Annotated in this window: 9 protein-coding genes; 8 read left to right on the forward strand and 1 reads right to left on the reverse strand. The window is 46.7% G+C overall.

Annotated elements, in window-relative coordinates:
* Positions 1–43: 43 nt before the first annotated feature.
* Positions 44–1,531 carry an MFS transporter gene (locus tag JT717_RS15305; RefSeq protein ID WP_205511367.1) on the reverse strand — a complete coding sequence of 496 codons (1,488 nt, stop codon included), beginning with the start codon at positions 1,529–1,531 and terminating at the stop codon, positions 44–46.
* A gap of 310 nt (positions 1,532–1,841) precedes the next feature.
* On the opposite strand from JT717_RS15305, the gene JT717_RS15310 reads away from it, so the two are divergent.
* The 8 genes from JT717_RS15310 (at position 1,842) to JT717_RS15345 (ending at position 14,830) form a co-directional block, all read left to right on the forward strand.
* Positions 1,842–3,260 carry a glycogen synthase gene (locus tag JT717_RS15310; protein ID WP_205511368.1) on the forward strand — a complete coding sequence of 473 codons (1,419 nt, stop codon included), beginning with the start codon at positions 1,842–1,844 and terminating at the stop codon, positions 3,258–3,260.
* Between the two features lie 150 nt (positions 3,261–3,410).
* The gene (locus JT717_RS15315) at positions 3,411–4,685 is read left to right on the forward strand and encodes a glucose-1-phosphate adenylyltransferase (protein WP_205511369.1); all 1,275 of its coding nucleotides are present in this window, start codon (positions 3,411–3,413) and stop codon (positions 4,683–4,685) included.
* A 598-nt stretch (positions 4,686–5,283) separates the two neighbouring features.
* Positions 5,284–6,651 (forward strand): MFS transporter, encoded by a 1,368-nt coding sequence (locus tag JT717_RS15320; RefSeq protein WP_205511370.1) that lies wholly within the window; start codon positions 5,284–5,286, stop codon positions 6,649–6,651.
* On the forward strand, positions 6,635–8,506 hold the full coding sequence (locus JT717_RS15325) for a glycoside hydrolase family 13 protein (RefSeq protein ID WP_205511371.1): 1,872 nt from the start codon (positions 6,635–6,637) through the stop codon (positions 8,504–8,506). The genes JT717_RS15320 and JT717_RS15325 overlap by 17 nt, the downstream gene beginning before the upstream one ends.
* An 808-nt stretch (positions 8,507–9,314) precedes the next feature.
* On the forward strand, positions 9,315–12,077 hold the full coding sequence (locus JT717_RS15330; protein ID WP_205511372.1) for a glycosyl hydrolase: 2,763 nt from the start codon (positions 9,315–9,317) through the stop codon (positions 12,075–12,077).
* A gap of 139 nt (positions 12,078–12,216) precedes the next feature.
* Positions 12,217–12,405: a hypothetical protein gene (locus tag JT717_RS15335; protein ID WP_205511373.1), complete on the forward strand. Its 189-nt coding sequence runs from the start codon at positions 12,217–12,219 to the stop codon at positions 12,403–12,405.
* A gap of 110 nt (positions 12,406–12,515) precedes the next feature.
* Positions 12,516–13,997 (forward strand): FAD-binding oxidoreductase, encoded by a 1,482-nt coding sequence (locus JT717_RS15340; RefSeq protein WP_205511374.1) that lies wholly within the window; start codon positions 12,516–12,518, stop codon positions 13,995–13,997.
* 134 nt (positions 13,998–14,131) lie between these two features.
* On the forward strand, positions 14,132–14,830 hold the full coding sequence (locus tag JT717_RS15345) for a hypothetical protein (protein WP_205511375.1): 699 nt from the start codon (positions 14,132–14,134) through the stop codon (positions 14,828–14,830).
* Positions 14,831–14,851 lie beyond the last annotated feature (21 nt).

A 14,851-nucleotide genomic window follows, 5' to 3' on the forward strand; every position in this document is an offset into this window, starting at 1 on the left:
GCCAATTGTTTTTGCGGCGTGAAGATACCATCTATTTATGTAATTAATGGCCTCCTGCACTCTCTAGTTTGTCATAATCAATGCCTTGTCTTTTCAGGATCGCTTTGGCGCGAATCGCATAGAAAGCGAGGTAAGCAAAACAAAGCACGCCTACGATGAAGGAAGCCTGGATACCGATCACTTCGGGGCCGGCCAGCCAACCCTGCAACAAACTGATGAATCCACCACCCATGATCATCATGATCAGGAAGCTGGCGCCTTCGTTGGTATGCCGTCCAAGCCCGGCAATGGCCAGGGTAAAGATACAGGGCCACAGGGTAGAACAGAACAAACCTACGCTGGTGAAGGCATATACACTGATCCAGCCATCAGCCAGCATCCCGATGATCAAACCGGCCATTCCGAGGGCTGAGAAGATCAGCAATTGCCGGGCGGGGTTACCGCGGCTCAAGAGATCGCCAATGATCAGGGCAACGATCACGGCAGCGTATATATAAAATGGCGTTACATCGTGATTCGCGATCTTATTGATGAGCAGGAAAACGCCAAATGCCAGGTAAGGCATAACAAAACGAAGCACAGATTTCATACTGGCGCCAATGGGAAATGCACCAATGGAGGAAGTCCAGCGGCCCATCATCAGGCTGGCCCAGTACAACGAAACCCAGGGTGCAATACTTTCCGTAGGAAAAGGATTGCCATTCTCATCTTTCAGGTGTTCGCTCATGAACTGCGGCAGGTTACTGGCCGTAGCCACTTCTACCCCTACATAGATAAAAATGCCGATCATACCCAGCCACAATTGGGAATAGTTCAGTGCACTTCTTTTTGTGGCAACCATAGGGCTGGCAATATCAGTAGGCGTAGCCACCTTACTGGTATCATCGGCATGTTCGATCTTATTGGGAATAGGAGAGATCTTAAATATGATGGCTACCAGGATAAAGGCGGCGCCCAAGACCAGGTAGGGCACTTTTACGGCGCCAATATCGGCCACTTTTGCAGCAGCACCGCCGGTTACCGAACCAAAGATCGCCAAACTTACGATCACCGGTCCCAGGGTAGTACCCAGGTTATTGATACCGCCAGCCATGCTTAAACGCTGCGAGCCGGTTTTGGGATCTCCCATTACAATGGCTAGTGGATTGGCAGCCGTTTGTTGCAGGGAAAAGCCCAGTCCCACGATAAATAAACCCGTGATCATGATCAGGAAGGATTCGGTTTCAGCAGCAGGGTAAAAGAGCAGGGTACCCAATGCAGAAACCACCAGTCCGAGGGCAATACCATTCTTATAGCCAATTTTATTAAGAATATCGCCGCCGGTAGCTCTACTGATCAGGTAGTAAATAACAGAACCAACAGTATACGCTACATAAAATGCAAAGGAGATCATTTGCGATTGCCAGGGCGCCAGGTTCAGTTTTTCCCGGAAAACCGGGATCAGAATATCGTTACTGGCAGCAACGAATCCCCAGAAAAAGAATACAGAGATCAGTACAGCAAATTGCGACCATTTGGTTTGTTGGCTCATTTAAAGGTTGGTTTTAGTCAAAAGATTTTTTTAAAAGTAATAAGATTTTTGCCAATGCCGGCAGCGACTGTTTTAGCTTTGTTGCAATTCAAATTGCCAAGTTACCGCTTTAGCAGCTTGCAGGCACAAATTTTTATATTCTCCCTGTTTATACCTGGTGCAAACCAGCACACATACCGGTGTCATACGCAGTTCTGTTTGTAATCATTTTTTTTATATCTGTGTCGGTTGTGATATACTTTCATAATTTATTCAGTAGCTTAGAGCCAATACAACCAACTGGAATCATTATTTAAAATGGCTGTCACGAATGGATATTTTACATGTAAGCGCGGAATGTTACCCAGTAGCTAAGGCAGGAGGGTTGGGAGATGTAGTAGGGGCCTTACCAAAGTACATGAATGAGCTGGGCCATACGGCCCGGGTGGTAATGCCTATGTACCGGACGAAATTTTTATATGCCAATGATTGGGACGTAGTGCATAAAGGCCACACCAACATGGGCAACTGGTGGTTTGAATTTACCATCATAAAAGAAAAGTCCGATAAACTGGGCTTTGAGCTCTACCTCGTAGATGTGAACGGTTTGCTCGATCGCGAAAAAGTGTATGGCTATAATGACGACACCGAACGTTTTACCGCTTTTCAGATCTGTGTGCTCGACTGGCTGAATGCCTGGGCACAAAAACCCGATATTCTCCATGTGCACGATCATCATACCGGATTAATACCATTTATGGTAAGGCATTGCCTGAAGTACAGGTCACTCGCAGGCATAAAAACAGTGCTTACCATTCATAATGCTCAATACCAGGGTTGGATGCCCTGGAGCCGCAGTATCCTGATCCCCCAATGGGATATGTGGAAATGGGGCATGCTCGACTGGAACAATACCATCAACCCCCTTGCCAGCGCCATTAAATGCGCCGATATAGTGACCACGGTAAGTCCCAGCTATCTGGCCGAACTTAGATACATGAGCAATGGGCTGGAAGCCCTGTTCGAGTATGAAAAAGGCAAATGCATAGGCATCCTCAATGGCATCGACGACAAAGTATGGGACCCAAGGGAAGATACCTATTTGCAACACCATTATTCTATAGCAGACCTCGAAGCCGGCAAGGCAAAAAATAAAATGTTATTGTGCGACCAGTTCAGCCTTGATTTTGATAAACCGCTCATCGGTTTTATCGGGCGGCTGGTTGGCGAGAAAGGAGCCGACCTCTTGCCACAGGTGATCGGCGATTCATTTTACTACATTGGCAGGCGCATGAATTTCCTCGTATTGGGCAGTGGCTTCCCCGAAGTTGAAGCCGGATTGAATGCGCTAAAACCTTTATCGCAATACGATTATAATGTATTTATCGGTTATAACGAAGGGTTAAGTCATACCATGTATGCCGGGCTTGATTTTTTGTTAATGCCTTCACGGGTAGAACCATGCGGACTGAACCAGATGTATTCGATGCGGTATGGTACCATACCAATGGTACGCCGTACAGGTGGACTAAGAGATACCGTTATTGATATTGGTGATGTAAACGGTTACGGCATCTGTTACAATCATGCAAGCGTTCAGGATATAACGCATGCGGTATGGCGGGCAGCTGAATTATACCACGATAAAGAAAAAATGCATCGCATCCGGCAACATATGATGAAGCTTGATTTTAGCTGGGAGACAAGTGTCAAACATTATATTGATGTGTATGCTGCGCTAGTAATATAATTATTGTATAACTTTAAGAAAGAAGTAAGATTTCAAGTTATTAAGTTCATTAGTTATCAGGTTGTTCAGGCGGATAATAACTTAATGACCCAATAGCTAAGGAACTAAGAACTGTGACCTGAGAATTAAGAACTCGAAAAAAAACATCAGATGAGCAAACAAGTGATTGCTGTCATTCTGGGAGGTGGAGCCGGTACAAGGCTGTATCCCCTGACCGCCAGCCGTTCAAAACCCGCTGTGCCTATTGCCGGAAAGTATCGTTTGGTAGACATTCCCATTTCAAACTGTATTAACTCCGGTATCAACCGCATGTTCGTTTTAACGCAGTTTAACTCGGCATCGTTGAACAAACACATTAAAAACACCTATCACTTCAGTATCTTCAGCAGCGCCTTCGTGGATATCCTGGCGGCAGAGCAAACACCCGATAACCCCTCGTGGTACCAGGGCACAGCCGATGCTGTACGGAAATCTCTACGTCACCTCAGCCAGCACGACTTCGAATATGTTTTAATATTATCAGGCGATCAGTTATACCAGATGGACTTCCAGGACATGATCAACAAACACCGCGAGTCTGGTGCCGACATTTCCGTTGCCACTATTCCGGTGCCTGCCAAGGAAGCATCTGACTTTGGTATCCTGAAAGCCGATCCCGATGGCCACATTACTTCTTTTATTGAAAAACCCAAACAGGACCTGTTGCCCAGCTGGAAAAGCGAAACCAGCGAAGAAATGCAAAAGCAGGGCCGGGTGTACCTGGCGTCCATGGGCATCTATATTTTCAACCGCAAACTGATGTTTGATCAGTTGCTCGATGAACATAAAAATGCTACCGACTTTGGTAAGGAGATCCTCCCCAAATCGATCGGTGTGCATAAAATAATGAGTTACGAGTACGACGGGTACTGGACCGATATTGGAAATATCTATTCGTTCTTTGAGGCCAACCTGGCGCTCACCCAGGATATACCGCCCTTCAACTTATTCGATAACAGCAATGCCGTATATACCCGCGCCCGCATGCTGCCACCGGCCAAAATAAGCGGCACCACGCTTGAAAAAACCATCATTGCAGAAGGCAGCATCATCAATGCCAGCCGCATTGAGAACAGCGTGATCGGCATCCGCAGCCGCATTGGGCATGGCACAACAGTGGTCAGCAGCTACATTATGGGCTCCGATTACTTTGAGACCATTGAAGAAATGCAGCATTCCGTTGAGCGGGGATTGCCAAAACTCGGTATCGGCGAACGTTGTTATATCCGCAATGCCATTGTAGACAAGAACTGCCGCATCGGGAACGACGTACGTATCAATGGCAGCAATCACCTCGAGAATACTGATCATTCGTTATACACCATAAAAGACGGAATTGTCGTAGTGAAAAAAGGTTCTATTTTACCTGATGGGTTTGTGATATAACAGCCCCCCTGAAGGGGAGCTGCTGGCGCACTTTGGAAAGTGTTTATTAAAACTACACTGTCTTTAATAAAAAGGCATGTTATCTGATGGTAACATGCCTTTTTGTTTTGATCTCAGCTTGGCCAGCAGGTTGACAATTTATTATGCTTTTTAAAACTTGGCAGCTCTCCTCCTTTAGGGGGCTGGTGGGCACAAATAAGCCCGACCACACAACAGATCGGGCTTTTCCCAATAACTACTGATAACCTATATAAGACTCATGTGCGCTGTTGCTTATTACGCTATTCACCGTTCGCCAACACGGCCTCCGCATAATGCGTTTAACACTACACGTTAATCATTCCCCATTAAGGTATCCAAGCCGGTGCCGGAAAATATTCCGGTAATAATCAATGCGCTATCCCCAGGGCCTTTCGGCAACTGTACGATTTCGATACGATCACTGTCCGGAAACAATAGGCAATGGCCAATCGGCAGGCGCTTTACCCGGGGGACCTATGGCCCGGGAACTGTGAAGGATGAACTGAGAACTATGAACTGAGAACTATGAACAATGTGTTTTTTTCTTGTAACTTGTACCCACTCAAAGCGATTGCATATGGAACCATCCCCCATTGTATTGGACACCGAACAGGCCGTACAGGCAAAACCCCATTTTAATTTCTGGCAGATCTGGAATATGTGTTTCGGCTTCTTTGGAATACAGTTTGGCTGGTCGTTACAAATGAATAACATGAGCGCCATTTATGAATACCTGGGCGCGTCAGCCGAACAGATCCCCGGCTTATGGCTGGCAGCCCCCATGACCGGGCTCATTGTTCAACCCATTATCGGTTACCTCAGCGATCGCACCTGGCATCCTACCTGGGGTAGAAGAAGACCCTATTTTTTGATCGGCGCCATTTTAAGTTCCATCGCCCTCTTTATCATGCCCAACTCCTCGGCCGTTTGGATGGCTGCCGGCACCCTGTGGATCCTGGACTCATGCATCAATGTTAGTATGGAACCGTTTCGGGCCTTCGTTGCCGATAACCTCAATGAAAGGCAGCGGCCCTTTGGTTATGCCATGCAAAGTATGTTTATAGGCGCAGCCGCTTTCATTGCCGGATTCTTACCCGGCTTGCTGGTAAACTGGTTTGGTGTGTCGAGGGAAAAAGCAGCCGGTGGCATTCCCCAAAATATCATGTGGTCCTTTTACATAGGGGGCATTATGTTCCTCGTGGCGGTATTATACACCGTGCTGCGCAGTAAGGAATATCCGCCTGCCGATCCCAACTGGCGCCAACAACTGAATGCCGAACATGGCAGCGGCTTCAGCGGCGCTGTAAAAGAGATCACGGCATCGGTAATGCATATGCCCGCCCAAATGAAAAAGCTGGCGCTGGTACAGTTCCTTACATGGCCGGGCCTTTTCCTCATGTGGTTTTACTACACAACCGGTGTGGCGCGCGATATCTTCCAAGGCGATCCGGAGACCTCCAACGAAATATATACGCGCGGTATCGAGCATGCCAATGCCACTTCCTCGGTGCTCAACCTGGTGACCTTTTTGTTTTCGCTGACCCTTTCCTTCTGGGTGGCTAAACTGGGCAAAAAAATGACCCATACTTTTTGCCTCATCATTGGCGGTATCGGCTTAACCACCGTCAAATATATCAGTGACCCGGGAATGCTATATATATCTATGAGTATGGTTGGTATTGCCTGGGCCTCTATTTTGTCGATGCCATATTCCATGCTGGCCGGCCACTTGCCCGCGAACAAGATCGGCATCTACATGGGCATCTTTAATTTCTTTATCGTGCTGCCAGAGATCATTGCCTCCCTCTTCTTTGGCAAGATCATGCAATCGTTCTTACATAATGACCGCTTATTGGCCGTGCAGATCGGTGGCGGCTTACTGATCATAGCAGGAATTATTTGCGCATTCATTGTAAAAGAAAAAACACATGAAGACTTGCTGTAAGCAACAACTGCTTTGGTTTATCTCTTTTTTATGGGTAGTACATGTCTCGGCACAGGATAGCCTGCAGGTATACCCATCGCATTGGTGGGTGGGCATGAAACAGACCAAATTGCAATTGCTGGTGCGGGCGCCTGATATCCGGTCGGCCCGGCAGGTAACGCTCAAGCCCTATGCAGGTGTTAAACTCACCAGCATACATACCTACAAAAATCCCAATTACCTGAGCATTTACCTTGAGATCAGCAGAACAGCCGCGCCCGGTAAATTAATATTCAATTTTAATAACGGTGCTACCCGGGTGACGCAAATGCCGTATACCTTGAAGCCGCGCAGCACCCAGAATGGAAAGACCCGCATTCAGGGCATTACTTCTGAAGACTTTATTTACCTTATAATGCCCGACCGCTTCAGCAATGGCGATGCAAACAATGACCGCATTACAGGATTGCGCGATCAAAGCCTTGACCGGTCAGATTATTTTAAACGCCATGGCGGCGATCTGAAAGGCATTCAGAACCACCTCGGCTACCTGCAGCAATTAGGGGTGACCGCTATCTGGTTGAACCCCGTGTTGCTCAACGATATGCCCGACCGCACCGAACACGGTTATGCATTCACCGATCATTATACCATCGACCCAAGGTTGGGCGGCGCCAAAGCCTACCATGAATTGATCGACAGTATACACAAACGCGGCATGAAGATCATCCAGGACGCCGTGTATAACCATATAGGCATTGAACATTTTTTATACCGCGATATGCCCGACAGCAGCTGGTTTCACTGGTGGCCCGCCTACACCAATACCACGTACAAAGACCAGGTGCTGATGGACCCTTATGCCGCACTTATTGATAAAAAGAGAATGAGCGATGGCTGGTTTACCCAGGTGATGCCCGATCTGAACCAGGGCAATCCATACGCAGCCAGTTTTCTCATTCAACATGCTATCTGGTGCACCGAAGAATTCGGCCTCGATGGCTGGCGAATCGATACCTATGCCTATAATGACCTTGATTTCATGAACCGTTGCAACAAAGCTTTGCTGGACGAATATCCGCAACTGCATCTGTTTGGCGAAACCTGGGTGCATGGCATTCCCAACCAAAGTTTCTTTGTCCGTAACCGGTACAATATGCCGTATAAAAGCAATCTGCCCGGGGTAACCGATTTTCAACTCAATCTGTATGGCATTGTGCCGGCCCTGACCCAGGGCTTTGGCTGGACGGAAGGGGTGAACCGGCTGTACTTAACCGCCACCAATGATTTTGTTTATACCGATGCCATGAAGAACGTGTTGTTTTTAGACAACCACGACCTGAGCCGTTTCTTCAGCATAGTAGGGGAGGACATTGCCAAACTAAAAATGGGATTGGCCTGGTTGCTTACTTTTCGTGGTATTCCGCAATTGTATTATGGAACAGAAATTCTCATGAAGAATTTTGCCAATCCCGATGGCCTCGTACGGCTTGATTTTCCTGGTGGCTGGCCGGGCGATGCGTCCAACAAATTTGAGCCAGGCGGCAGAACAGACGCAGAAAACGACGTTCACCACTATGTAAGAACACTCGCTAATTTTCGCAAAAATTCCAGCGCCCTTAAAACCGGCAAATTGATGCAGTATGTGCCCGAAGATGGGGTGTATGTATATTTCAGGTATGATACCCAGCAAACGATCATGTGTATTATGAATGCCGCTGATCAGGAAAAGGAACTTGATATGCGCCGGTTTGAAGAAAGAACGAAGCCATTTACCAAAGCACGCAGCGTAATCGACAGTACCCAAAAGGATATCACGAACAAGCTGAAAGTGCCGGGCAAAACGCTGTGGGTGGCGGAGCTGAAGCCGCGGTAAAGGCAAATAAGCGACTAATTAAAACGGCCGCAGCGCTCTGGAATACTCTGAAAACGAGTACCTGCAATTTATTTAGTTAATGTTGCTTGCTGCTTTTTCATTCTTCCCTAGTGCTTTTTGCAGATCCTATTGCACTTTTTTCAATTTCCTTGTTTAATTAACAGGATGCTATTAAACATTGGTCAGGTTTAGTAATTATTTTTCATTTTCTCTTGATCAATGGTCAAATGCAGCAGCTTATTTGCCGGTTTCTATATGCAATTACGCAAAGTAGCGCGTACTTCAACAAACTGACGGCTTACTTAAGGCAAAGTGCGCCGCTATTCAACAAAAGAGCGGCGTACATTAAAAAAAGTTGCTCATCATTCGTCAATGGATATACCGGATCATAAAAAACGGTAATACCATTCTACTAAAGAACAGTATGATCCGAATATAGTATTGTTTCATTGAACCAATGGAGCAGCCAAAATAAAAAAAGTCAAATGGAATGCTGCCATAAAAGCCGAACATTAATATAGGAATACTCATTCTTACAAATTGAACAGCGAAGATCAAAAGAGTAAAACTGAATGCTTCCAGCCAAACCCGAACCCGGTAAACGGAATGTCTAATTTTACAAATTGAGCATGAAAAGTAAGAAAAGTAAGATGAAATGCTAAAAACAAGCAACCAAACTTCAACAAACTAATGTATAATTTAAAAAAAGTAGCGTACCATACGCTAAATTCATTCAGGAACGACTCCAAGCCGGTGTAACCCGACAGTATAGGATGGCATGCACAGCTAATTCCATTAAATTAGCCGGATGTTGAAGCATACGATACTTGCCTGCTGTGTGATCGCACTGGCATCACCTCTTTCAGCACAAACAAAATGGCCTGTTATTAACCAGCAAACCAAACCCTGGACACGATGGTGGTGGATGGGCAGCGCTGTTGACGAAAAAAGCATCAGCTCCTCTTTACAGCAAATGAACGAAACAGGTTTTGGCGGCGTAGAGATCGTTCCCATTTATGGCGCCAAAGGATACGAAGACCGCTATATAAAATATTTATCGCCGCAATGGATGAAAATGCTCGACCACACCGTTCAGCGATCAAATGCCCTGAACATGGGGGTGTATATCTCTGTAGGGTCAGGCTGGCCGATTGGCGGCAGCCACGTTACCATAGAAGACGCAGCATCCAAATTATTTGTGCAGCAATACGACTGGAAAGCCAATACACCTTTTGCGGAAAAGATCAGTATAAAAGACCCGAAGCAGCAGGGCTTTGCCAAACTGAGCGCCCTCGTGGGATTCAATAAAAATGGCCAGGCCATTCACTTAACCGATAAAGTAGATGCCAATGGCAATTTACAATTCAATACCACCGGCGATCTGAAACTCTATGCATTGTTCACGGGTAAAACCAGGCAGGCGGTAAAAAGAGCCGCGCCGGGCGGGGAAGGTTATACCATCGACCATTTTTCTACAGAAGCAACCGCGAATTATTTCAGGATCTTCGATACCGCCTTCGGCAACTCATCACATGGGGTTAAAGCATTTTTTAACGACAGCTATGAAGTGTATAACGCCGATTGGACGCCCGGCTTCTTTAATGAGTTTTTAAAACGCCGCGGTTATGATCTGCGGGATCATCTAAACCAGTTCCTGGCTGGCGATTCAACGAATGATGCCACTGCCAGACTAAAATCAGATTACCGGGAAACACTGGCCGATCTCATGCGGGAGAATTTTTCAAACGTGTTTACACAATGGACCAATAAACGCAATACCCTTTCCGTAAACCAGGCGCATGGTTCGCCCGGCAACCTGCTCGACCTCTATGGCGCCTTTGATATTCCCGAGACAGAAACCTTTGGCAGCAGCTACTTTCCGATTCGTGGTTTAAGAAGGGACAGCGGCGATATTCGCAATGTAGATCCGGATCCTAATATGTTGAAGTTTGCTTCTTCAGCTGCCCATGCCTATGGCAAACCCCTGACGAGCTGTGAAACCTTTACCTGGCTCACCGAACATTTTAAAACCTCCTGGAGCCAGTGTAAACCAGAAGTAGACCAGGTTTTTCTATCGGGTATCAATCATGTATTTTATCATGGAACTACATACACGCCGGATGATGTAAAATGGCCAGGCTGGTTATTCTATGCATCCGTGAATTTTGTGCCTTATAACAGTTTATGGCCACATATAAAAGGATTGAATGATTATATAGCCCGTTGTCAGGCTGTATTACAGTCGGGCGAACCCGATAATGAGATCCTGATCTACTGGCCGGTATACGATGCCTGGCACGATGCAAAGGGCATGGATATGCCCCTGAAAGTGCATGATGTAGATCACTGGCTGCATCCTACCAATTTTTACAAACATGTGGTGCATTTGCAAAACGCCGGTTATTCCCTGGATTTTGCTTCCGACAACATGCTGGGCCAGGCAAAGGCTCAAAATGGCATGCTCAGGGTGGTGAACAAAGGCGCCAAACACAAAGTATTACTTATTCCTGCCTGCGAAAAAATGCCGGTAGCAACTTTCCGGAATATACTGCGGCTGGCCGGGGAAGGCGCTTCCGTTATCGTAGAAGCATTTCCCAAAGATATTCCCGGATTCCATGAAGTAGAAAAAGGCAGACAGGAGCTGAAAGCGTTGATAACCGGCTTGAAAATGTCGGAAACCAAACCACAGCCACAGATAGTTACTGTTGGAAAAGGCAAATTGATCGTAGGGGACGTTACCAGCGCTTTACACTATCTGCAAATTTCCCCCGAACCAATGGCCGCCAGCGATTTAAAATTTATCCGCAGGCAATCAGCAGAAGGTAAGTTTTATTTCATCGTGAATAATACCGCAAATGATCTGGATGAAACCCTAACCTTACAGGCGCCAGCCAGAACGGTGTTGCGCATGGATCCCCTGAACGGGGACATCAATCGGCTTTCCCATACGCCAAAAGCGAATACAACTGCTCTCAGGCTTCAGTTAAAATCAGGACAATCGATCATCATAAATTTGAGCAACAAAATAGAATCAGCGCCTTTGTATAAATATGAAAGACCAGCAGGGGAAGTCATCGATCTCGAAAAGAACAGCTGGACACTTGATTTTAAAGAAGGCGGCCCGAAATTACCTGCACCCAAAGAACTGAGCAACATTCAACCCTGGACAGATCTCACCAGCGATTCAAGCACCCAGGCGTTTTCCGGCACCGGTGTATACACCACCACTTTTACCATTAAAAAGAAAGCAGCTGATTATTTACTGCAATTAGATAAACTGTACGAATCAGCCAGGGTGATCATCAACGGCAAGGACGCCGGACTGATCTGGAGCCTGCCCTATGAAATGCGCGTCGGCAACTATCTGAAAGAAGGCAGCAACACGCTACGTATAGAAGTAAGTAATCTCATGGCCAACCGCATCCGCGATATGGATCGCAAAGGGGAGGTGTGGCGCAATTATCATGAAATAAACTTTGTTAATATCAATTATAAGAACTTCGATGCCAGCCATTGGAAAGTGCAACCGGCCGGGCTGGGCGGAGCCGTTAAATTAATTGCCTTACAATAAGTAAGGATCGCCTGTTGATCTTCCGTTCAATTGTTAATAATACGTTAGCGTTATGGCGTATCCTGCAAAAGTGATGTAGCTCACGCAATTGCCCCGAATCTCAGTGTAAACTTTGTGTTCTTTAAAACGTTTATATTGTATGAAAGACATAAACAACTACGTGGAAGTGCTGGTCTTTTCAAAAGAATTGGCAGCACAATTAACCCAGGCAGAAATAGTAGAAAGGTTCAGGACAATGATACAGCCTGCTATTGATCTGCAGGAAGCAAATGCAAAGAAAATGGCAGGCGGTTCCCTGAGAAATGTTCCGCCGATTCATTTGTCATAGAAGAAGCAGTGCTTTGCTTGAGGTAGAAATATTTGGCTCCTACAATGATCCCGGTTGCGAGCGTTGCATAAACCTGTCCATAGTGATATGATTTTCTATAAATTTATCACATGGAAAAGATCACACCCGACGACATACGTTATCCCGACCTCGCGGAAAAAAGATTCAATAAACGCTATGCAGGAAACCCTGAGTATATCTTTCTCCCTCAATCTACGAATGAAGTTATAGAAGCAGTACAGGATGCGGTTAACACCAAACGGCGGCCAGTTGTACGCAGTGGCGGCCATTGCCTCGAAGGTTTTGTGGCAGATCCAACCGTACAGGTGCTTATCGATATGTCGCTGATGACCCGGATCTCTTATGATACCGAAAAGTCAGCCTTTGCCGTAGAAGCCGGCGCTACGGTGGGCGAACTTTACCGGCGTTTGTTCCTGGGTTGGGGTGTGCTGCTCCCCGCCGGTGAATACCCGGGCATAGGTGTTGGCGGACATATTTTGGGTGGGGCTTTCGGTTTTTTATGCCGCGAATATGGCCTGGCGGCAGATCACCTGTATGGTGTGGAAGTGGTGACCGTTGATGCCGCTGGCAAAGCCCATAGCGTTGTGGCTACCAGGGAAACAGATGATCCTAACCGTGCGCTTTGGTGGGCTCATACAGGCGGCGGCGGCGGTAACTTCGGCATTGTTACACGTTATTGGTTACGGTCTCCCGATGCGTCCGGCGTTGAGCCAACAGCTGCATTACCAAAAGCACCCACATCTGTTACCACCTTCCGCGTGTCGTGGGACTGGAAGCATATAGATGAAGCATCGTTCACCCACCTCGTGAAAAATTTTGGTGCATGGGCTTTAGAGAACAGTCATCCGGATTCTCCTTTCTCGCGCTTGTTCAGCCTGATCTTTTTACATCATCGCAACCTCGGCAGCATAGAGATCAAAGGACTTGCTACCGGACCCAATGCCACCCACCTTATAACCGAGCACCTGGCCGACATCGCAGGCCCCATTGGTTTACCCTACACCCAACAGATTGAGATAAGCGCCTGGTTACAATTTGCGTTAAATCCCTTTCCTGAATTGTTTCAAACAGGGTTCGACAAAGTGCACATGAAAGGAAAGGACGCTTTCTTTCGCCAACCATTTACCGAGAGCCAGATTGCTACTGCCTGGAAATACCTGACTGCAGACCTGAGCATAGGCGGCATGCTGGCAATGGCAACGTATGGTGGTAAAGTGAATTCCCTGGCGCCTGATGCCACCGCATCTCCGCAACGCGATAGTATCCTGGATGTTGCCTGTAATACAGGTTGGCTTGGTCCGCAAGGGGCAGCAGCCAGCCTTGACTGGGTTCGTAATTTTTATAAAGACCTTTTTGCCGATAGGGGCGGCGTACCCGTTCCGAATGAACAAACCGATGGCTGCATGATCAACCATCCCGATACAGACCTTACTGAGGCTCAATGGAACCAATCAGGCATTCCATGGTCTACGTTCTATTACAAAGAGAATTATCCGCGCCTGCAGCAGGTGAAAGCCAAATGGGATCCGTTGAATATCTTTTACCATGCACTATCGATAAAAGCTGAATAATCCTTTTTCAAATATCATTGGCAGTTACAAAGCCCACCATTCCGGCAGGCTTTGGCTTTCATATTAAATCATTTTCGTTTCACCCTTTGATTTCCCTGGGCCTTTTTATATTTTACACGCCAAACCCTTATAACATGAAAAACATAATGGCGGTAATTGTACTTGCGCTTACCATTTCCTCCTGCAGTCCTTCCGGTTATCTTTCCCGTGACGAAGCGGGCGGCCCACCCATTACGGAATCTCTGTTCTCAGACAAATCATCTACCATTTCTGAAGAAAATATTCAAAAAATACTCGACGGCACCTATAAAATGCCGCAGCAATTGCGGGTAGCCATTCTCAAACTCGAAAGCTCACAAAGAAGATATTATTGGAATTCCTGGGGTGATGAGGCCTATTTAAGAAGCCAACAGGCTTTCCTCGATTCTTTTACGGCCAGGTTCAAACAATCGCCGAGAATCGCTAAAATGATGGCCATCCCGGATCTGCTCGTATCCAAATCTCCTCAATCGCTTACCTCCATACGGGAATCAGCTGTTCGAATGCAGGCCGATATCGTGGTCGCCTACGCTATTAACAGTGATATTTACACCAAATACCGGAGCTTTAAGAGTCCGAATATAAAAGCCTATGCGACCACGCAGCTGATCATAATGGATGTAAGAACGGGACTGGTCCCTTTTTCAACCATTGTTACCCGCGATTTCCTGGCAGCCAAAAAGAAAGAGGAACTGGATGTTACCGAAGCCCGCAACCGGGTACAAACAGAAGCGGTCTTATTAACGATCAATGAAATAGGCAATCAGGTAAATAACTATTTGAAAATGGAGTAGGGGCAGCCGGCGCTTTGTAAT

Origin of the sequence: Longitalea arenae (assembly GCF_016924755.1) — a bacterium.
GTDB classification, from domain to species: Bacteria; Bacteroidota; Bacteroidia; order Chitinophagales; family Chitinophagaceae; genus Niastella; species Niastella arenae.

Bases quoted from the DNA above. Each gene is read 5' to 3' on its own strand.
- JT717_RS15305 (WP_205511367.1), bottom strand. From the start codon at position 1,531: ATGAGCCAACAAACCAAATGGTCGCAATTTGCTGTACTGATCTCTGTA.
- JT717_RS15310 (WP_205511368.1), top strand. From the start codon at position 1,842: ATGGATATTTTACATGTAAGCGCGGAATGTTACCCAGTAGCTAAGGCA.
- JT717_RS15315 (WP_205511369.1), top strand. From the start codon at position 3,411: ATGAGCAAACAAGTGATTGCTGTCATTCTGGGAGGTGGAGCCGGTACA.
- JT717_RS15320 (WP_205511370.1), top strand. From the start codon at position 5,284: ATGGAACCATCCCCCATTGTATTGGACACCGAACAGGCCGTACAGGCA.
- JT717_RS15325 (WP_205511371.1), top strand. From the start codon at position 6,635: ATGAAGACTTGCTGTAAGCAACAACTGCTTTGGTTTATCTCTTTTTTA.
- JT717_RS15330 (WP_205511372.1), top strand. From the start codon at position 9,315: ATGTTGAAGCATACGATACTTGCCTGCTGTGTGATCGCACTGGCATCA.
- JT717_RS15335 (WP_205511373.1), top strand. From the start codon at position 12,217: ATGAAAGACATAAACAACTACGTGGAAGTGCTGGTCTTTTCAAAAGAA.
- JT717_RS15340 (WP_205511374.1), top strand. From the start codon at position 12,516: ATGGAAAAGATCACACCCGACGACATACGTTATCCCGACCTCGCGGAA.
- JT717_RS15345 (WP_205511375.1), top strand. From the start codon at position 14,132: ATGAAAAACATAATGGCGGTAATTGTACTTGCGCTTACCATTTCCTCC.